The organism is Undibacterium sp. GrIS 1.8 (genome assembly GCF_040544445.1).
In the GTDB taxonomy this organism is placed as follows: Bacteria; Pseudomonadota; Gammaproteobacteria; order Burkholderiales; family Burkholderiaceae_D; genus Undibacterium.
This window is the reverse complement of sequence record NZ_JBEONQ010000006.1, coordinates 115,204-134,449: the sequence shown is the minus strand read 5'-3', so window position 1 is coordinate 134,449 and position 19,246 is coordinate 115,204. Positions and strand designations below refer to the sequence as shown.

The following is a 19,246-nucleotide window of genomic DNA, read 5'->3' as shown; positions in this document are numbered from 1 at the left end:
AAACTATCCGGCACGCTTACTAAGATGCGAACTTAATATCAGCATACTATGTCGTAGTTGTTATCTGAATGTTTGCTTTTTTGTTCTTAGCTAAGGAATATCCATGCCACAAGATGAAGTTGACGAGTTGGAATACGTAGGATTTTGGGCGCGGGTTGGTGCTTGTATAGTTGATTCTTTACTTTTAGCCGTCGTGATATACCCGATCCTGATTGCGATTTATGGCTGGGCCTATGTCAGTCCGGCAAGTTCTGGTCTTGGCGCCGATACATTCTCGTTGGCACGGGGGCCTGCCGATTTTTTAATGTCTTGGATTTTTCCAGCGATTGCGGTGATTGTGTTTTGGATAAAGCGCCAGTCGACGCCGGGCAAAGATGCTATTTCTGCCAAGATTGTAGATGCCAAAACTGGTAAAGAGCCGACTAAAACGCAATTGATTATTCGCTATCTTGGCTATTACGTGTCGACTATCCCCCTGGGACTGGGTTTACTCTGGGTCGCCTTTGATCCGCGCAAGCAAGGCTGGCATGACAAATTAGCAGGTACGGTGGTGGTCCGGCGGAAAAATAGAATTCAAAAAGTGGTTTTTGAAGCTTAAGTCACACAGCGAGTGCATAGTGCTAATTCCGGCGATGCGGGCATCGCCGGGCAGCAGAGCAGATAAATACAGATAGGCGCAGAAAAGACAGAGCGACTAGTCTTCCATCCCCAGATTGAAAGAAATCACATTCTTCGATGGCGTTGCGCAGGGTTCGTCATCAAAGGCAATATCGCCGTTGGCATTCGCTACGCCATCGATTTTTAAATCTGTAAAGCTAAACAAATTTTTATCCATCAAGTGCGATGGCACCACCGTGGTCAGTGACGAAAATATACTTTCTACTCGACCAGGATTAGTCTTTTCCCAGCCACGCAACATATTTTTGATTTGCTTACGCTGCAGATTTTCTTGCGAACCGCAGAGGTCGCAAGGAATAATCGGGAATTGCTTGACCTGAGCGTAGCGTTCTGAATCCTCTTCCTTCACATAAGCCAGCGGACGAATCACAATATGTTTCCCATCGTCGGATTGCAATTTTGCGGGCATGCCTTTGAGTTTGCCACCGAAAAACATGTTCAGAAAAAAGGTTTCTAAAATATCGTCGCGATGGTGACCGAGAGCGATTTTAGTCGCGCCCAGTTCATCTGCAACCCGATACAAAATGCCACGGCGCAGGCGGGAGCATAGCGAGCAGGTGGTTTTGCCTTCCGGGATCAGGCGCTTGACGATGCTGTAGGTATCTTGATTTTCGATGTGATACGGGACGCCCAGTTTCTCCAGATACGCAGGCAAAATATGTTCGGGAAAGTTAGGTTGCTTCTGATCGAGATTGACGGCGATGATCTCAAAATTGATCGGTGCGCGTTCGCGCAGCGTCATTAAAATGTCCAGCATGGCATAACTATCTTTGCCGCCGGACAGGCAGACCATGACCTTGTCGCCTTCTTCTATCATATTAAAATCACCGATCGCCTGACCAACCTGGCGGCACAGGCGCTTGTGCAGCTTATTATTTTCGTAAGTGATTTTTTCTTGCGACTTTTGCCTAACTGGTGTCTGCACTGGCATCGCGCCGGTAATAGGTAAATTAGACAAATTAGACAAATCGGCAAAACTGGTTTCTTGTACTTGCATGATGGCGCTTAAATGTCGGTTTTAATTTGAAATACTTCTACGCCCACACCTTCGCAATCGGGGTAGACATCAGGCTTCATGGTCGAGACCCGAACTGCGCGCACGCGAGGATGTGCCAGCATACTTTTGGTGACATCGTCACACAAGGTTTCTTGTAAATGAACGTGTCCTTGTGCCATACGTTGTGCGATGGTTTCGCGGATAAAATCATAATCTACTACTTCGTCCAGATGATCTGCGGATGGCGTAGAGAGCGCCAGCGGAATATATAAATCTACATTGATGATCACGCGTTGCTCGCCTTTTTTCTCAAAATCGTGCACCCCGATATTGATCATGACTTCGTAATTACGCAAAAATAAACGACGACAATCGGCGAGTTGTGGATAGTGGAGGACAGATAGCATGATGGGGTCAGTTCAATGTAATGGAATTATGGAATTGTAAAACTACAGTAGGTCGAATACGGGTAAGGAATAAGATCTTTATTTAGTTGTCGCCGAGGTCGCTAAAAACATAATGTCACGTGCAGACGGCAGCAAATGCTGGCCGCCATCCACCATGATGGTCGTGCCGGTAATCGCAGGCATGTCGGCGACAAAGCAAATCGTATTGGCGATATCCTCAGGTGTACTAGAGCGACCCAGCGGCGTGACTTGATGTGCTTGCGCAAAATCTTCGGCAGTCTGGTGGCCGGACACCATCGTAATCCCGGGCGATACGCCAACCACGCGCACCTTGGGTGCGAGTGCCTGTGCCAAGGTCGTTGTGGCACATTGCAAGGCTGCTTTGGATAGGGTGTACGACAAAAAATCAGGATTCAGATTTTGCAGCTTTTGGTCCAGCAAATTAATCACGCAGCTTTGTTGCCCATCCGGCGTGGCTGCATGTAAAGCCCGTGATAACAAAAGCGGAGCTAACAAATTGGCATGCATATGTTTATCTAAACGCAGTTTGGAGACATCGCTAATACTATCCTCTTCAAATAGCGAGGCGTTATTTACAACGCATTGCACGCTGCCAAAGGCCGCGATGACTCTGGGTAGCAGCTCTTTGACGGAAGTTTCATTCGCCAGATCACAATGCAAGGCAATTGAGCGTCTGCCCATGGCCTTGATCTCCGCCACTACACCAAGCGCTTCTTCTTCTGAGCGACCATAATGTACCGCAACATCCCAGCCACGCTGCGCCAAAGTCAGCGCAATGGTGCGACCGATGCGTTTGGCGGCGCCGGTGACCAAGACCACTCGTGTCAAACCATCTTGCGTCAAACCTGATGGCGAATTGATGGCCGTTTCTGTCTTGGTAGCTGAAGCGGATGCGGTATCAGATGCTGAAAGAGCGGCTGAATCAGCGGCTGTAATGGTAATTGTCATGGCGATACTTTCTTACTCGGCTGATTCTTTTTAATCTTAAATTTCACCTTTAATTACACCTTGAAGGCGACGATTTTTATACAATGCGGCTATGCGACTATCTCACTCCACACGACAGCAACTTACATTACCTGCACCCGGCGCCGATGCCCAGGCGGCCTCTGAGGCTTTACAGCAGCACATTATTCAACAGATTGACGCAAATGCAGGCTGGATCTCGTTTGCTCGCTATATGGAACTGGCTTTGTATGCGCCGGATCTAGGTTATTACAGCGGTGGTGCGGCAAAACTAGGCAAAGACGGCGATTTTACAACCGCGCCAGAAATGTCAGCGCTATTTGGTGCGACCTTGGCGCAACTGGCAGCCTCTTTATTAGCGCAAACCAGTGCGCAAGTGATGGAATTCGGGGCGGGTACCGGGAGACTGGCGTTTGACTTCTTGTCAGAATGTCAGGCTGCTGGGATTGCCGTTGAGCGCTATTTTATCGTGGAATTGTCCGGCGAGCTAAGAGCAAGACAAGAAGACCTGCTGAAAAATTTCCCGCAGGTGCAATGGTTGCAACAAATGCCTGAAGCTTTTTGTGGCGTTGTACTGGGTAACGAGGTACTGGACGCTATGCCAGTGCATTTGGTGGTGAAGACAGAACGGGGCTGGCGCGAAGTCGGTGTGAGCCTACGCAATCAAGCTGAGCCTGAGCGCACCGCGGCAGAGAGCACGATCAAGCAAGGCCCGGAGTTGATTTTTTCTGACCGCGAGATGGATGCACAATTAGAGTCGCAGCTGCTGGCACAAATCCCCGACGCTGATCAGCTTCCACTGGGATACATGACGGAACTCCATCCGGTTGCCGCAGGCTTTATGCGCAGCCTGGCTGCAATGCTGAAAAAGGGGATTGAACTCAGCGGCAAAGGCGCGCTCGCCATTTTGATTGATTATGGATTTCCTGCGCATGAATACTATCTGGATCAACGTACGCAGGGCACGCTGATGTGTCACTATCGGCACCATGCGCATCCCGATCCATTTTATTTGCCGGGTTTGCAAGATATTACGGCGCATGTGGATTTCACCAGCATGGCGCTCGCAGCGCAAGCAGGTGGGCTGGAATTGTTAGCTTATGTCAGCCAGGCGGGATTTTTGCTGGAAGCCGGCATCGGTGAATTGCTTATGCGCACCTCCGCCAGCGACCCCATGGCGTATCTGCCAAAAGCCAACGCTCTGCAAAAGCTGATTTCTCCTGCCGAGATGGGGGAGTTATTTAAAGTCTTGGTGGTTGGTGCGGGAGTAGAACTGGATGCCAGATTATTGCGACACGACCGTAGTCATCGATTATAGAGAGTCGATAAGGCGTACTTTAAGCAGAATGATGAAGTGATCTATACATATATACTCCCATTAAGTATATTTTAATCGTCCAATTAAAGTCTGGACAGTCAGCGGTATTTAGAAAAAAATTAGGGGAGTATATGATATTCATCGCCAATTTAGCCGTATTTTCTAGCCTCACTTCAGAGGCTTGGCAATGATACGCTGGGTACTCACGATTTTTATCGCATTAATCGTCTTTAGCGCCTTATTACCTTGGTTAGAAAAACTGGGGATAGGGCGTTTGCCTGGCGATGTGCGCTTTAAATTGTTTGGTCGGGTTTTCTCTCTGCCATTTGCCTCGACCATTATTTTGTCCTTGGTCGTGCTCTTGTTGGCGCGCTTCCTCAAATAAGCTGACACGTCTGACCGTTAGTTGCTTATTTACTTAGTCACTCATCTAGCGCCTGAGTTCGCAACTGAGTTAGCCGCCATAAACCAGTTGAATGTGGTTTTAGCGTGAAGCTAGCTTGAAAATTGCCCAAAGCCATTTTGGATAGGTTAAAGTTTTAGACATTGAGACCGTCAATTTAAAGACATTGCGCCCGAGCAACGAAGTTTGGTTGCAGCTAAGTTTGAAACTGAGGTTGAAACTAAAGCTAAAACTAAAATTCAAGCGAAATCCAAGTTGCAGGCGGCAAGTCAGCATCCCGATAAAAATAACGAATACCTAAGGTGTCCATGAGCGATTTAGCTGAAATAAGAGCATTGCTCATTGAGCCGCATGCAGGCATGCGGGTCAGTTTGCACAATATGCTGAATTTATGCGGCATAACTAAAATTGAACATGCTTTGACCGCTGGTACAGCGATCCGTACTATCCAATCCAAAGTGTTTGATCTGATTTTATGTGAATACGATCTTGGCGTAGGCCAGGATGGTCAGCAATTATTAGAAGACGTGCGCCACCACAAACTGACACCGCTTTCTACCATCTTTATTATGGTTACGGCCGAGCGTGCTTACGCCAAAGTGGTTAGTGCGGCAGAGCTGGCACCTTCCGATTATCTATTAAAACCCTTCACCGCCGACATGCTGCTAGAGCGTGTGATCAAGGCAATCGAAAAACGTAAAGCGTTTGTCGAAATCTTCGCTCTGATGGAGCAAGGTGCTTTGGTCGAAGCGATTACCGCCTGCCATCACGGCGAGCGAGATTATCCCAAATACGTCGTTGACTTCATGCGCTGGCGTGCCGAGTTGCATGTCGTTCTGGGCGAAGCCGCCGAGGCAGAGGCGCTCTACACTGCTTTGTTTGAAATGAAAGCCGTGGCCTGGGCCAAACTCGGTCTAGCCAAAACTCTATTTATGCAAGGGCGCTTTGAAGAGGCCGAAGATATTCTCAAAACGCTGGTTGCTGAGAATAACAAATACATGGACGCCTACGACTGGCTGGCTAAAACTCACGAAGCGATCGGCGAGTTGCCCGAGGCACAGACAGTGCTGGAAACCGCCATCGAAGTATCACCCCACGCAGTACGTCGCTTGCGTCGCCTGGGTGAAATCGCCCTAGAAACAGGGGATATAGAAACTGCCGAAGCCACTTTTAAAAAAGTCGTCGCCAAAGCCAAATTCTCAGAATTCCGTGACCCCGAGGACCATGTCAAATTAGTGGATGCCTTAGTCAAAAAAGGCGATAACGAGCAAGCAAAATCGGTCATCCGCGACATGGAAAAAAACATGGTCGGGCTGAAAAAGACTGCAGCCTGCCGTGCGATTTCTACGGCTAAAATCCATGCCGCTACGGGTGATGCGCGCCTCGGTGACGAGTTGGGCGCAGCAGTTGCCGCCAGCCGCGAAAATATAGGCTTGTCGACCAATCTGAAATTAGGTTTAGCCAAAAGCTGTCTGGAAAATGATCAAGAGGGTGAGGCCACTGAGGTCATTCTTGACGTGATGCGTAATGCCACTAACCAAAAAATGATGACCCGCGCGATCGGGGTATTTGAGAGCGTAGGCAAAGGACATCTGGCAAAAGAGTTGGCACAGCAAAGTCAAAAAGAAGTCATGGATTTGGTAGCGCAAGGTGTGCAAAAAGCCAAGCAAGGTGATTTCCGCGGCTCGGTAGAATTACTCACAACCGCCGCTCGTAAATCGCCAGATAATCCGCAAGTCGTGATGAACGCGGCTTTGGCAGCGCTGAAGTGTCTGGAGAATCTGGGTTGGGACAATCAGATCGGGGAGCAGGCCAAACATCTAATCGAATCTGCGCGTCGCCTGGACCCGATGAACCCGCGACTCAAAGCGATTCAGGGTTTGTATGATGAGCTTCAAAAGAAATATGGTATTACCGCAGTAAGAAAAGTGAAATAGATACATAAATTAAGAACAAAAAGAGAAGCAAAGTAGGACGCATTGAGTTTGGCGTAGTAATCAAATTACGCATAATCAAAGCAAAACAAAGCACAACCAAAGCACGATCTAAAACGAGCAAGCCAATCGCCAGCGTACCTACTTATTGTTATCTATGCCTATCGATACCTCCGTTAATTTAGAGCAGAATGCGCCAGAAATTGCGCGTGATCGCTTGCTCAGAAAAATTGCAGAAGATGCTACTTTGCCGACCTTGGGGGCAGTCGTATCCAAGGTGGTGGAGATCACGTCTTCTGGCGAAGATTCGATCGCCAAGCTGGCACATTTTGTTTTGGCTGACGTAGCACTGACGCAAAAAATATTGCGTTTGTCAAACACCATTCACTACCGCACCCGGGCTACCGCCCCAGTCACTACGATTTCAAGAGCGATTTTTTTGCTCGGGTTTGACACGGTAAAAACCGGTGCATTGGCGATGTTGCTGGTGGATTGTTTTAAAGATAAAAAACATGCGAAAAGTGTCCGCAAAGAGCTAGTACATGCGCTTTGCGCCAGTATCGTCGGACGTGAACTGGCGCAGCGTAGTCATTATCAAGATGCAGAAGAAGCCGCTGTTGCTGCTTTGTTTAAAAATATTGGACGGGTTCTAGTCGCCTCGTTTGATCATGTTTTATATGGACGTATACAGGCCATGCAGACAAGCGGGCAGGCGAATGCTGCCGATGCCTCCAGCTTGTTGTTAGGTTGCAGTTATGACCGTTTTGGCGAGATGGCATTGCAGGATTGGAAAATTCCCGACACCATTATTCAATCGCTGGGGGCATTACCCGCCGGTGAACAAAAAAAAGCCGGCCATCGCAACGAGTGGCTTAAGCAAGTCGCCACCTTTAGCGATGGCGTAGCGAGTCTGGTACTCACCACAGGCACAGATAATCTGAGCGTACGCTGCAAACCTTTACTGCAAAAATTTGGCAAAGTATTAGAGCTGGATCAAATTAAGCTGGAAGAAATGCTGGCGCGAGTGACGCAAGAAACCAGACAACTAGCAGAGAGTATGGACATCGCTCTTCCAGCTGCTGGCGATACCGACGAAATGCTCTCTGCAGACGGCGAATTCCCTAGCGAATTTTTGCTAAAAAGTTTTAATGCAGATCAAATGCAGCAGGCTGAACGCTACGCTAGCGGCAAGCCACGCAATGCGCGTGACCTCTTGCTGGCAGGGGTACAAGACGTCACGCAAATGCTAGCTTCTGATCAAATCAAACTCAATGACATGATATTGCTGGTGCTGGAGACCTTGTACAGCAGCATGGGTTTTCGCTTCGCCACGGTTTGTTTGCGAGACCCGTCCAGTTCCAGCTTTATGGCACGTGTGTCAGTTGGCGAACTGTATGCAGAGCGACAGCGAGGTTTTGTATTCCCGATGAAAGTAGAGCAAGATGTGTTTCATTTGGCCATGACCAATAATGCGGATTTGATGATCTCTGATGCGACCGCTCCGAAGATACAAAAACTGCTCCCAAGCTGGCATCGTGCGCTGTTACCAGATGCTCTGAGCTTTATCGTACTACCGCTCGTCATCCAGAAAAAATCATTGGGATTTTTTTATGCAGACCGTGCAATCGCGGCAGAAGAGGGCGTCCCTCCTGACGAAACTGCATTGATTAAAACCTTAAAGAGTCAATTATTAGCCGCCATGATGCGTGGCTAAGTAAAGCCAGTCCAATAGCAAATAAGTAAGCATAAAAATTTTATTTCTCTTATTTTGTGATGCGCTTGTCCTCGAATTTCTTCCACAGATTAAAATAGACCCCCAGCAAACTTGCTGCCTGGCTTATTCGCTCTTGCTCAAAATACTTACGGACTCATCATGACGTTTACCCTCTGGCTTACCTTTTTTTTCGCAGCCTGCCTGATTGCGATTTCCCCAGGCTCTGGTGCCGTACTCTCGATGGCGCATGGCTTAAATTATGGCGTTAAAAAAACGAGCGGCACCATCATGGGCTTGCAAGCCGGTTTGCTATTGGTGTTTACGATTGCCGGTGCTGGCGTAGGATCTATCTTGATGGCGTCCGAATTTGCTTTCAGCGCTGTCAAAATCATCGGTGCCTTGTATTTGATTTATTTAGGCATTAGCCAATGCCGTGCCAAAGTCGATGTCAGTGCTAATGAAGGTGCTTTGGCATCGCAAGCATCGACGGCACCGGATTTGCGTAAGCGATTTTTAATTGGATTTTTGACCAATGCCACGAACCCAAAAGGGATCATTTTTATGGTGGCGGTGTTGCCGCAATTTATTAGCCACGACGCGCCCTTGTTGCCGCAGCTGTTGATATTAGGGATGACGATGTGCGCTGTAGATTTGGTGGTGATGCATAGCTATGCATGGGCAGCGTCATCGATGCAACGCTATTTCCGCGATCCACGTTTAGTGAAAAAGCAGAATCGCTTTTTCGGCGGGATTTTAATGGCGATTGGCGCGGCGTTATTTTTTGTTAAGCGCAGTCCGGGTACTTAAATTGCGACTCAATTCACTTCAGTTTGCGACTGATTGATATAGACAATAAATTATATACTCTAGGTAGGTATATATTAGTTGTCCATACAATCCTTGGGCAATGAAGCATATTTTAATAAAATAAAGGGGAGTATATTAAATAATCCCCTTATTCCCCTCAATACACACACGCGATTTCGCTCAGCTTAGTCCAGCGGAATTTCTTGCTTCTTCGCCAGCGCATCAATGTCTTGCCAGATACTCATTTGATTCAGCAAACGCGTTGCCGGATCAAGCATGGCATTGAGATTGAAAAAACGTTCCAGCGCGGTGTCATCAAAATTACTGGTTTGCGAGAAATTGGTACGCTTGTATTGCTGTTTAAATGCCAGTAATAAATCACCGGGCGTATCTTTGTGCCAATACTGCATCAAGCCGCCGACCATCAATGCGCTGTCGGTTGTTTGCTCCAGCATCTTAGGGTTACGTGAACTGCCCACATCCCGATAATCTAGCAAGCGCGGAAAATAGAAGCGTTTGACCCAGCTTGCCGGAATGCCGCCATCGCGGGTAATCGCGACACTACGCCAGAGCTTCCAGCTCTTTTCCGCATTGTCGGCTTCAATAAATTGTTGATCGGCATGCAGTACGCAGGCTTCACCCAACTCGATTTCTAACACCACTGGCAAACCGGCTTGCACGGCGATGTCTTCCAGTTCTGGCATCTTCGGTTTTTCTCCGCGTGCTTCTTGCAATGCCTGGATAAAGGTGCCCAGCGTTGCTTCATGCGCCGCATGCAATTCACTGGTGGTTTGACGGAAGGCGATGCAGGCGGCGAAGTAGGCCATTAGTTCGCCGACGTAAATGCCGTTCTCGACATGAGCCTGTTCAGCTCCGGTATGCAAGCCTTGGCGAGCGCTACCAGCGTGAATGCCGTTACGCAAAATCGGATACAGCTGGGTGGAGACAGTGCCGTATTTGACCAGTGTTCCTGCGGGTAAGCTAAATGTCGTCATGTCGATCTGATCTACTCTAAAAATTCAAAAAAATTGATTGCCGAGTCCCGTCAATACGACGATACCCAGAACTGCAAAAATAGCGGCGGCGATCCAACGTACCAGCTTGAACGGAAAGTTTGGCGAGGCGACTTTACCAAGGAACACCGCAGGCACATCGGCTATCAACATACCCAAGGTACTACCCGCAACGACCAGACCTAGATTGCTGTATTTAGCAGCTAAGGCGACGGTTGCAAGTTGCGTTTTGTCGCCGATTTCTGCCAGAAAAAATGTAATGCAGGTCACTATAAAAACACCGTAACGACCCTCGGTAACGGTATTCTCTTCCATCTCGTCTGGCTTCAGCGTCCAGGCCGCAATTGCCAGAAACGATAAGCCCAATGCCCAGCGCAAAATGGTAGGGGAGACGTGGCTGGCAACCCATTGCCCTAACAAACCAGCCAGAGCATGATTCGCCAATGTTGCGACTAAAATCCCTAAAATAATGGGGATGGGTTTCTTATAGCGAGCGGCCAGAAGCAGCGCGAGTAATTGAGTTTTGTCGCCAATTTCACCAATGGTGATGGCAAGGGCAGAGACGAAGAAAGCTTCCATGAGATGTGCGGATCAGGCGAGATAAAAACCAATGATAAATGCACCTCTCGCCCAATCCCAGGTAAGTAAGGTGCATATATCAAAGGTCTTGCCCAATCTTTGTAAATACGGGTTAGCTGATGCTGCTAATGCTGAACTAATAATTCAACTAACAGTTCAATCAATAACCAAGCTCATGCTCGTACTTACTAAGGCCAAACGCACCATGACGGTTGTCAAGTATGTTGATGCGTTTTCTTCTGCGTTGATAAGCAAATTGCTGAAAAAACGCTGAAGCAGGCTACTCCCCAATGAAATAAGTTGTGGATTATACAGCATACGATTTCTGTCAAACTCAGGACGCATCCCAACCGCTTTTATGCGCCGCCTCACGCGCTTCCTTGTCGCGGTTAAACATTTCTTCCAGCTCATCCCGCGCTTGTTTGGCAATCGATACGACTTGCTGTTGATCTTTGTAGTGCGGATAAACTGCATGGATCGTTTTAATATTGTGCGAGCGGAAGCGCATCGCTGTTTGCCGTGCCTGATACACGCCAAAACCAAGATGCTCCAGCACTTGCCGACCTAATTGCAATGATGCCTCAAAGGTTTCCCGTTCAAAAATTGTTACGCCTCTGTCCATTAGCTGGTAACAATGCCCGACATTACGGGCTCTGGCAATAATACTCAGATTGGGGAAATGCTCTTTGGCGATATCAACCAATGCCAGACTATCTTCCACGTCATCAATCGCAATCACCAGGACTTTGGCTTTATCGGCACCCGCCGACAGCAACAAATCGGCGCGAGTGGCGTCACCGTAAAAAATTTTAAAACCAAATTTGCGTAGTAATTCGATTTGGTCAGGATCGTGATCCAGAACAGTGGACGTAATCCGGTTGGCATACAGCAAACGGCCGATGATTTGTCCAAAGCGTCCAAATCCGGCAATGATGACCGGATTATCTTGTGAGGTGATTTCGTCGTCCGGTGGTTTTGACAAGTTGCGTAGATGCGGTTCTATCCACTTATCGTAAATCACGAGCAATAGCGGCGTCGCCACCATCGACAAGGCAACCACGACGACCAGTAGGGCGGAGGTTTCAGCGGAAAATACCTTGGCGCTAGTCGCGGTGGCAAACACGACAAATGCAAATTCGCCACCTTGTGCTAACAAAAAAGTGAACAGGGAGCGTTGAACTTTGGGAATCGAGAAGCGCACACTGAGGAAGTACAGCACCGACATTTTCAGGAATAAAAATACCAAGACCAGACCGATAATTTGTAGCGGCTTGGTTAAAAATAATCCAAAATCGACAGACATACCTACGGCAATAAAAAACAAACCAAGTAACAAGCCTTTAAATGGCTCCAGATCGCTTTCGAGCGCATGCCGGTACTCAGATTCTGCCAGCAACACGCCCGCTAAAAAAGTGCCAAGTGCCATCGACATATTGACTGATTCCATCAGCAAGGCAATCGAGATCACCAGGAGTAAAGCAAAGGCAGTGAAGATTTCGCGCATCCCGGTTTTGGCGATAATGCGCATGATGGGTCTGATTAGATAGCGACCACCGACGATCAGAGCAGCGATGACACCGATGACTTTGAGGCCGCCTAACCAGCCTTCGGTTTCGCCCTGCGCATCTGCGACTCCCAGCAAGGGAATCAGTGCAATCATCGGAATCGCTGCAATGTCTTGAAACAAAAGAATAGAAAAGCTAGCGCTACCAGCGGGAGTCGTCATTAAATTACGTTCTTCCAGCGTTGCCAGCGCAATGGCGGTGGATGACAGTGATAAACCCAGTGACGCGATCAGTGCAGTTCGCCAGTCGACACCAAATGCAAGACCGGCGAGGAATAAAGCACCGGCGCAGCCAATCACTTGTGCTCCGCCCCAGCCGAAGATGGGACGTCGCATTGCCCATAATCGCTTCGGCTCTAATTCAAGCCCAATGACAAATAACAGTAGCACCACGCCGAATTCTGAAAAGTGCAAAATGACCTGTACATCTTCAATCAACCGAAAGCCCCACGGACCGATCGCCATACCTGCCAGTAAATAACCCAGCACTGCACCTAAGCCTAAACGCTTCGCAATTGGTACGGCAATCACGGCTGCCAGCAGATAAATCAGTGCATTAAGTAACAAATTATTTTCCATCAAGGAGCCTCTTGCGCTGATGCGGGGTAATGAATTGGGTCCGATGGCGTCGTGATCTTCGGTATCCAATCAGGATAGGTATTCAACAAGTCGCGATATTCTTGGCAGTGCTGATTGACGGTAACCTCGTCTGCCTGATCAGCGCCAAACAGCAAATGCGGTTTGCACCAGTTCATTCCACATAGATGTGCAGTTTGTTGCAGTGGGGGTAAGAATAAGCCGAATTCATGGCGATGGGCTCCTTCCGCCTGATAATCTTGCTTGCCACCTCCGGTGGTGGTGGCAAGCAAAAAATCTTTAGCTTTTAACGCGGTGCCGTCGGTTCCATAAGCCCAGCCATATTCCAGCACGACATCCATCCACTGTTTAAGAAGAGCGGGTACGCTGTACCAATGGATTGGGAATTGGAAAATAATCAAATCGGCTTTTTCCAATAAAGATTTCTCATTTGCAACATCTATAAAAAAATCTGGATAACGATCGTATAGATTGTGTACATGGACATGAGGCAATGTCTTTGCGGCATCAATCATCCTTCGGTTGACGCGGGAGCGATGCAGCGCAGGATGGGCGCAAATCAATAAAATGGAGGGCGGGGGCATAATTTTGTTTGGGACAATGGAATTAGATTCGATGTTTAGATGCACAGATAGCAAAACATCCTAGCGTATTTTTACGCTGCTCTTTCTCTGATCATTTACTTATAAGTGTTTATTTTGCACAAGCCTAGTATTGTTTCCTGATAGTCAATAGTTCGCGTCGTGTATTCGACACAAAAGCAAAATTCAAAAGCTTTAAAACCAAACCAAGAGAAAAATCAGCCCGCATTCCAAAAAAGCTGTTGACAGTCGAATCGAACATCTCCATAATTCGGGGTTCCCTGCGGAGGGGTGGCCGAGTGGTTAAAGGCGACAGACTGTAAATCTGTTCTCTCTGAGTACGCTGGTTCGAATCCAGCCCCCTCCACCACAGGAAAAAATTACCGTACGTGAATTGTGCGGCTGAAGTGGTGGCCCCTGCGGGTGTAGCTCAATGGTAGAGCTGAAGCCTTCCAAGCTTATGACGAGGGTTCGATTCCCTTCACCCGCTCCAGTTTTGTATTTTTGTGCAGCATAAATGCTGCGCAAAGCAAGCTGCCCTTGTAGCTCAGTGGTAGAGCACTCCCTTGGTAAGGGAGAGGCCACGTGTTCGATCCACGTCAAGGGCACCATGTTTCTGTGTTGGTTTCAAATCTAAAAGTTGTCGGGCGTGTGCCTGAGCATTCTCATCAAAATCGTTAGGAGTCTAAAATGGCAAAAGGTAAGTTTGAGCGCACCAAGCCGCACGTCAACGTAGGCACAATTGGTCACGTAGATCACGGTAAAACCACATTGACGGCAGCGATCGCGACAGTATTGTCCAAAAAGTTTGGCGGCGAAGCCAAAGCCTACGATCAAATTGACGCAGCGCCAGAAGAAAAAGCACGCGGCATCACGATCAACACAGCCCACGTAGAATACGAAACAGCCAATCGTCACTACGCCCACGTAGACTGCCCAGGCCATGCTGATTATGTTAAAAACATGATCACCGGCGCAGCACAAATGGACGGCGCGATCTTAGTTTGCTCCGCAGCAGACGGCCCAATGCCACAAACTCGTGAGCACATCCTGTTGGCACGCCAAGTTGGTGTTCCTTACATCATCGTATTCCTGAACAAATGCGACATGGTTGATGACGCTGAATTGTTAGAGCTCGTTGAAATGGAAGTACGTGAATTACTGTCCAAATACGAATTCCCAGGCGACGACCTGCCAATCATCCAAGGTTCCGCGAAATTGGCGCTCGAAGGCGACAAAGGTCCACTGGGCGAAGAAGCCATCATGAAACTCGCTGATGCACTAGACAGCTACATCCCAACACCAGAACGCGCTGTTGACGGCGCTTTCCTGTTGCCAGTAGAAGACGTCTTCTCCATCTCCGGTCGCGGCACCGTAGTAACAGGCCGTATCGAACGCGGTATCGTCAAAGTTGGTGAATCATTAGAAATTATCGGCATCAGCGACACTGCAGTTACGACTTGCACCGGCGTTGAAATGTTCCGCAAATTGCTCGACCAAGGTCAAGCAGGCGACAACGTTGGTGTATTGTTGCGCGGCACTAAGCGTGAAGACGTACAACGCGGTCAAGTGTTAGCAAAGCCAGGTTCTATTAAGCCACATGCCCACTTCACAGGTGAAATCTACGTCTTGTCCAAAGACGAAGGTGGTCGTCACACACCATTCTTCAACAACTACCGTCCACAGTTCTACTTCCGCACAACGGACGTAACTGGCTCGATCGAGTTGCCGAAGGATAAAGAAATGGTCATGCCAGGTGACAACGTCTCTATCACAGTCAAGCTGATCAACCCGATAGCGATGGAAGAAGGCTTGCGCTTCGCGATTCGTGAAGGTGGTCGTACAGTTGGCGCTGGTGTTGTTGCTAAAATCTTGGCCGATTAATTCAGTCAGAGTTTGTAGAAGTTTTTGAGTTGATTTCGAAGTAAATATAGCGGCTTGCCAAGGCCGCTATATTCGTCAAGTCGTTCTAAGTTGTAGGGGTGTAGCTCAATTGGCAGAGCGTCGGTCTCCAAAACCGAAGGTTGTAGGTTCGATTCCTACCGCCCCTGCCACCATCAAAGCCACAAGGCGCCGAAAGTAAATAAAGTATGTCTAACCAATCCGTACAAACTGTAAGCACAACGAATGATAAATATAAAATCATTCTGGCGATTGTTGCTGCGGTTGCTGGTGTTGCTGCTTTTTATATCCTTGTGAATCAGCCGGGTTATATTCGTGCGGCAGCGTTAGTTGTTGGTTTATTGGTTGCTGTCGGATTGATCTGGTCGTCAGAAACCGGGCGTAACTTTGTTTCTTTTGCCAAAGAATCAGTGCGCGAAGTAAAAAAGGTTGTTTGGCCTACTCGTAAGGAGGCTGGTCAAATTACTGCAGTTGTATTTGGGTTTGTATTTGTAATGGCTCTTTTTCTCTGGGGCACTGATAAATTTCTCGAATTTCTATTGTTAGATGTAGTTCTTGGATGGAAATCATAATGACTGAGCACATTCAGGAAGATCAAGATGGTGCAGAACCTAATGTTTCTGTGCCTAAAAGTGCTAAAAGATGGTACGTAGTTCATGCTTATTCTGGTATGGAAAAAAGCGTACAGCGCGCCTTGATGGAGCGCATTGAGCGTGCAGAAATGCAAGATAAATTCGGACAGATTCTGGTTCCTACCGAAGAAGTTATTGAAGTAAAGAACGGTAAAAAAGCAGTAACAGAGCGCCGCTTATTTCCAAGTTATGTTTTCGTTGAGATGGAAATGACGGACGATACTTGGCATTTGGTCAAAAATACCAGCAAGGTTACAGGTTTTATAGGTGGAAAATCAAATAAGCCTGCGCCTATCCCTCAGCGTGAGGTTGATAAGATTTTGCAGCAAATGCAAGACGGTGTTGAGAAGCCAAGGCCAAAAATATTGTATGAAGTGGGTGAAGTTGTTCGAATTAAAGATGGTCCATTTACTGACTTCAACGGCAATGTTGAAGAAGTAAACTACGAGAAATCGAAAGTTCGAGTCACTGTTACGATTTTCGGGCGAGCAACTCCAGTAGAGCTGGATTTTGGTCAGGTAGAAAAAGTGTAAAGAATTAACGTCATTCAGTACGGTAAGTTAGTAATAATTTAAAAACTGAAAAGCAGTAAACAGAGGAGCCCATCACTGCATTTACTGCTATGCCGGGCGCTACTACTCAACTAATGAAGGAGCCATCATGGCAAAGAAAATTATTGGTTTTATCAAGCTGCAAGTGCCAGCTGGTAAAGCAAACCCATCCCCGCCAATCGGACCAGCTTTGGGTCAACGTGGTTTGAACATTATGGAATTCTGCAAGGCGTTTAACGCCCAGACCCAAGGTGTAGAGCCAGGTATGCCGATTCCTGTTGTGATCACTGCATTTGCTGATAAGTCTTTCACTTTCGTGATGAAGACGCCTCCAGCAACGTATATGATCAAAAAAGCAGCTGGCATCACTAAAGGTTCAGCGAAGCCTCATACTGATAAGGTTGGTAGCATCACACGTAAGCAAGCAGAAGAAATCGCGACAACAAAACGCGCTGATTTGACTGCCGCTGATATGGACGCAGCAGTGCGCACTATCGCGGGTTCTGCGCGCTCCATGGGTATCACGGTAGAGGGACTGTAATGGCTAAGTTATCCAAAAAAGCAAAATTGCTCAAAACCAAAGTTGATCGTTTAAAAGTTTACTCTTTTGATAATGCGGTAACTTTGATCAAAGAATGCGCAACAGCAAAGTTCAATGAATCCATCGACGTTTCGATCCAACTTGGTGTTGATCCAAAGAAATCAGATCAAGTAGTTCGTGGTTCAGTTGTATTGCCTTCCGGCACTGGTAAAACAGTCCGCGTTGCGGTATTTGCTCAAGGTGCTAAGGCTGAAGAAGCAAAAGCTGCAGGCGCTGATATCGTTGGTATGGAAGATTTGGCTGAGCGTATTAAAGCAGGCGATATGCCGTTCGACATCGTTATTGCATCTCCAGATACCATGCGTATCGTTGGTACTTTAGGTCAGATTTTAGGTCCACGTGGTTTAATGCCTAATCCAAAAGTTGGTACTGTGACTCCAGACGTTGCGACAGCAGTTAAAAATGCAAAGGCAGGTCAAGTTCAATACCGTACAGATAAAGCAGGTATTATCCATTCAACTATCGGTCGTAAATCTTTCGCTGATGGTGATCTGAAGGCAAACTTGGTAGCTTTAGTTGAAGCATTGAATAAAGCGAAGCCAGCTTCCAGCAAGGGTGTTTATCTGCGTAAGATTTCTCTGTCATCCACAATGGGTGCTGGTGTACGCGTTGACCATAGCAATCTGGCAGGTTAATCAAGAATTAAGTCCGTACATTGATAAAGATGTACGGCCAATCTTTGGGCTGGCTAATAAATTTTAATTAGTCAGAGTGTCAAAGACCGTTGGGCTTAATTTATTTCTAATAAGTTAAGTTAAATCGCAAGAGAGTAATCTCAAGTACCCAACGCAGATGGTGTACCCGGATAAGTTTTGTAGTTACATACTGTTAATCCAGTAAAACTCCTAACTTCGGACGCCGTGTTCGAAACGATATGAGGGAGACACATCATCCTGATGTGAAGACTGAGTATCATAATTGGAGGTTGACCGTGAGTCTCAATCTGAATGATAAAAAAGCCGTCGTCGCTGAAGTCTCTGCAAAAGTAGCAACTGCTCAGACAATCGTCGTAGCTGAATATCGTGGTATCCAGGTCGGTCATTTGACGCAATTACGTGCTAATGCGCGTGCTCAAGGTGTGTACATGCGAGTATTGAAAAATACACTTGCACGTCGTGCTGTTGAGGGAACTGTGTTTGCAAGCCTCGCTTCTGAAATGACTGGTCCGTTGATCTATGCGATCTCGGAAGATGCTGTTGCAGCTGCAAAAGTTGTTCAAGATTTTGCAAAAAGCAATGACAAACTAGTCGTAAAGGCAGGCAACTATGCTGGTAAATCGCTAGATAAAGCTGGCGTTATGGCATTGGCAAGCATTCCTGCTCGTGAAGTGTTGTTGGCGCAAGTGTTAGGTATGATGCAGGCTCCTGTATCTAGCTTCGCACGCGCTTTGGCCGCTCTCGCAGCAAAGAAAGAATCTGATTCACCTGCAGCACCAGTAGCAGAAGTTACTGAAGCCGTTGCTGAATAAGATTTTTCGTCAAATACTGAATTAATGTAATTTATAAATTGGAGTTTCAAATGGCAATTAGCAAAGACGATATCCTGGAAGCCGTAGGCGCGATGTCCGTAATGGACTTGAACGACTTGGTTAAGGCATTCGAAGAAAAATTTGGCGTATCTGCTGCTGCAATGTCTTCTGGTCCAGCCGCTGGCCCAGCTGCTGCTGTAGAAGAGCAAACAGAATTCAACGTGGTTCTGACTGAAGTTGGCGCAAATAAAGTTGGCGTAATTAAAGCAGTTCGTGAATTGACAGGTTTGGGCTTGAAAGAAGCCAAAGACGTAGTTGATGGCGCACCGAAAACAGTTAAAGAAGCTGTTTCTAAAGCCGATGCTGAAGCTGCTAAGAAGAAATTGGAAGATGCTGGCGCGAAAGCAGAAATTAAGTAATTTTGTAATAATAAGGCAGATCTTGGGATTTGCCTAAGTCAAAGACAGGAATCTTCTCGAAAGAGAAGGTTCCTCTTTGGCTTCTTTGTCGTTG

At 47.4% G+C, this 19,246-nt stretch carries 20 protein-coding genes, 4 tRNA genes and 1 riboswitch; of the genes, 17 read left to right on the top strand and 7 right to left on the bottom strand.

Annotated elements, in window-relative coordinates:
• The first annotated feature begins 103 nt into the window (after positions 1 to 103).
• On the top strand, positions 104 to 598 hold the full coding sequence (locus tag AAKU64_RS04635) for an RDD family protein (RefSeq protein ID WP_354329719.1): 495 nt from the start codon (positions 104 to 106) through the stop codon (positions 596 to 598).
• Positions 599 to 694: 96 nt separating this feature from the next.
• Here the strand turns inward: AAKU64_RS04635 and ttcA are convergent, their stop codons facing one another.
• The 3 genes from ttcA to AAKU64_RS04620 all read right to left on the bottom strand — a co-directional run bounded on the left by ttcA (position 695) and on the right by AAKU64_RS04620 (position 3,051).
• A complete protein-coding gene (gene ttcA / locus AAKU64_RS04630) occupies positions 695 to 1,609 on the bottom strand; it encodes a tRNA 2-thiocytidine(32) synthetase TtcA (protein ID WP_354361547.1) in 915 nt (304 codons plus the stop codon).
• Positions 1,610 to 1,683: 74 nt separating this feature from the next.
• A complete protein-coding gene (locus tag AAKU64_RS04625; protein WP_322120331.1) occupies positions 1,684 to 2,082 on the bottom strand; it encodes a dihydroneopterin aldolase in 399 nt (132 codons plus the stop codon).
• A gap of 78 nt (positions 2,083 to 2,160) precedes the next feature.
• Positions 2,161 to 3,051: an SDR family oxidoreductase gene (locus AAKU64_RS04620; protein ID WP_354361539.1), complete on the bottom strand. Its 891-nt coding sequence runs from the start codon at positions 3,049 to 3,051 to the stop codon at positions 2,161 to 2,163.
• Between the two features lie 91 nt (positions 3,052 to 3,142).
• On the opposite strand from AAKU64_RS04620, the gene AAKU64_RS04615 reads away from it, so the two are divergent.
• The 5 genes from AAKU64_RS04615 (at position 3,143) to AAKU64_RS04595 (ending at position 9,245) form a co-directional block, all read left to right on the top strand.
• Positions 3,143 to 4,387, top strand: coding sequence for a class I SAM-dependent methyltransferase (locus AAKU64_RS04615; protein WP_354361537.1), 1,245 nt, complete (start codon positions 3,143 to 3,145; stop codon positions 4,385 to 4,387).
• Positions 4,388 to 4,574: 187 nt separating this feature from the next.
• A complete protein-coding gene (locus AAKU64_RS04610) occupies positions 4,575 to 4,772 on the top strand; it encodes a DUF2905 domain-containing protein (protein ID WP_322120328.1) in 198 nt (65 codons plus the stop codon).
• Between the two features lie 326 nt (positions 4,773 to 5,098).
• Positions 5,099 to 6,727, top strand: a complete 1,629-nt coding sequence (locus AAKU64_RS04605; protein WP_322120327.1) for a tetratricopeptide repeat protein — start codon at positions 5,099 to 5,101, stop codon at positions 6,725 to 6,727.
• A 154-nt stretch (positions 6,728 to 6,881) separates the two neighbouring features.
• Positions 6,882 to 8,438, top strand: a complete 1,557-nt coding sequence (locus tag AAKU64_RS04600; RefSeq protein ID WP_354361535.1) for an HDOD domain-containing protein — start codon at positions 6,882 to 6,884, stop codon at positions 8,436 to 8,438.
• A gap of 159 nt (positions 8,439 to 8,597) precedes the next feature.
• Complete coding sequence (locus tag AAKU64_RS04595) at positions 8,598 to 9,245, top strand: LysE family transporter (protein WP_354361533.1); 648 nt, start codon at positions 8,598 to 8,600, stop codon at positions 9,243 to 9,245.
• Positions 9,246 to 9,430: 185 nt separating this feature from the next.
• On the opposite strand, the gene AAKU64_RS04590 is transcribed toward AAKU64_RS04595, so the two are convergent.
• The 4 genes from AAKU64_RS04590 to kefF all read right to left on the bottom strand — a co-directional run bounded on the left by AAKU64_RS04590 (position 9,431) and on the right by kefF (position 13,582).
• Positions 9,431 to 10,240, bottom strand: coding sequence for a hypothetical protein (locus tag AAKU64_RS04590; RefSeq protein WP_354329709.1), 810 nt, complete (start codon positions 10,238 to 10,240; stop codon positions 9,431 to 9,433).
• A 24-nt stretch (positions 10,241 to 10,264) separates the two neighbouring features.
• On the bottom strand, positions 10,265 to 10,837 hold the full coding sequence (locus AAKU64_RS04585; RefSeq protein ID WP_322120323.1) for a TMEM165/GDT1 family protein: 573 nt from the start codon (positions 10,835 to 10,837) through the stop codon (positions 10,265 to 10,267).
• Between the two features lie 169 nt (positions 10,838 to 11,006).
• Positions 11,007 to 11,138, bottom strand: a riboswitch (yybP-ykoY riboswitch).
• Between the two features lie 33 nt (positions 11,139 to 11,171).
• On the bottom strand, positions 11,172 to 12,980 hold the full coding sequence (gene kefC / locus AAKU64_RS04580) for a glutathione-regulated potassium-efflux system protein KefC (RefSeq protein WP_322120322.1): 1,809 nt from the start codon (positions 12,978 to 12,980) through the stop codon (positions 11,172 to 11,174).
• Positions 12,980 to 13,582, bottom strand: coding sequence for a glutathione-regulated potassium-efflux system oxidoreductase KefF (gene kefF, locus AAKU64_RS04575; protein ID WP_354329707.1), 603 nt, complete (start codon positions 13,580 to 13,582; stop codon positions 12,980 to 12,982). Before kefF ends, kefC begins: the two co-directional genes overlap by 1 nt.
• Positions 13,583 to 13,864: 282 nt before the next feature.
• Here kefF and AAKU64_RS04570 point away from each other — a divergent pair.
• The 11 genes from AAKU64_RS04570 to rplL all read left to right on the top strand — a co-directional run bounded on the left by AAKU64_RS04570 (position 13,865) and on the right by rplL (position 19,152).
• Positions 13,865 to 13,949 (top strand) — tRNA-Tyr (locus AAKU64_RS04570).
• Between the two features lie 49 nt (positions 13,950 to 13,998).
• Positions 13,999 to 14,072 (top strand) — tRNA-Gly (locus AAKU64_RS04565).
• 43 nt (positions 14,073 to 14,115) lie between these two features.
• Positions 14,116 to 14,190 (top strand) — tRNA-Thr (locus AAKU64_RS04560).
• 79 nt (positions 14,191 to 14,269) lie between these two features.
• Entirely contained in the window at positions 14,270 to 15,463 is a 1,194-nt protein-coding gene (gene tuf, locus AAKU64_RS04555) for an elongation factor Tu (protein ID WP_322120244.1), read from the top strand.
• A 94-nt stretch (positions 15,464 to 15,557) separates the two neighbouring features.
• Positions 15,558 to 15,633, top strand: a tRNA-Trp gene (locus tag AAKU64_RS04550).
• Between the two features lie 36 nt (positions 15,634 to 15,669).
• Entirely contained in the window at positions 15,670 to 16,053 is a 384-nt protein-coding gene (secE, locus tag AAKU64_RS04545) for a preprotein translocase subunit SecE (RefSeq protein WP_354329705.1), read from the top strand.
• Positions 16,053 to 16,646, top strand: coding sequence for a transcription termination/antitermination protein NusG (gene nusG / locus AAKU64_RS04540; protein WP_354329703.1), 594 nt, complete (start codon positions 16,053 to 16,055; stop codon positions 16,644 to 16,646). The genes secE and nusG overlap by 1 nt, the downstream gene beginning before the upstream one ends.
• Positions 16,647 to 16,773: 127 nt before the next feature.
• Positions 16,774 to 17,205: a 50S ribosomal protein L11 gene (gene rplK / locus AAKU64_RS04535; protein WP_186886082.1), complete on the top strand. Its 432-nt coding sequence runs from the start codon at positions 16,774 to 16,776 to the stop codon at positions 17,203 to 17,205.
• Positions 17,205 to 17,900, top strand: coding sequence for a 50S ribosomal protein L1 (rplA, locus tag AAKU64_RS04530; protein ID WP_354329701.1), 696 nt, complete (start codon positions 17,205 to 17,207; stop codon positions 17,898 to 17,900). Before rplK ends, rplA begins: the two co-directional genes overlap by 1 nt.
• Positions 17,901 to 18,196: 296 nt before the next feature.
• Complete coding sequence (gene rplJ / locus AAKU64_RS04525; RefSeq protein ID WP_323492395.1) at positions 18,197 to 18,733, top strand: 50S ribosomal protein L10; 537 nt, start codon at positions 18,197 to 18,199, stop codon at positions 18,731 to 18,733.
• A 50-nt stretch (positions 18,734 to 18,783) separates the two neighbouring features.
• Positions 18,784 to 19,152: a 50S ribosomal protein L7/L12 gene (gene rplL, locus AAKU64_RS04520; protein WP_322120316.1), complete on the top strand. Its 369-nt coding sequence runs from the start codon at positions 18,784 to 18,786 to the stop codon at positions 19,150 to 19,152.
• Positions 19,153 to 19,246 lie beyond the last annotated feature (94 nt).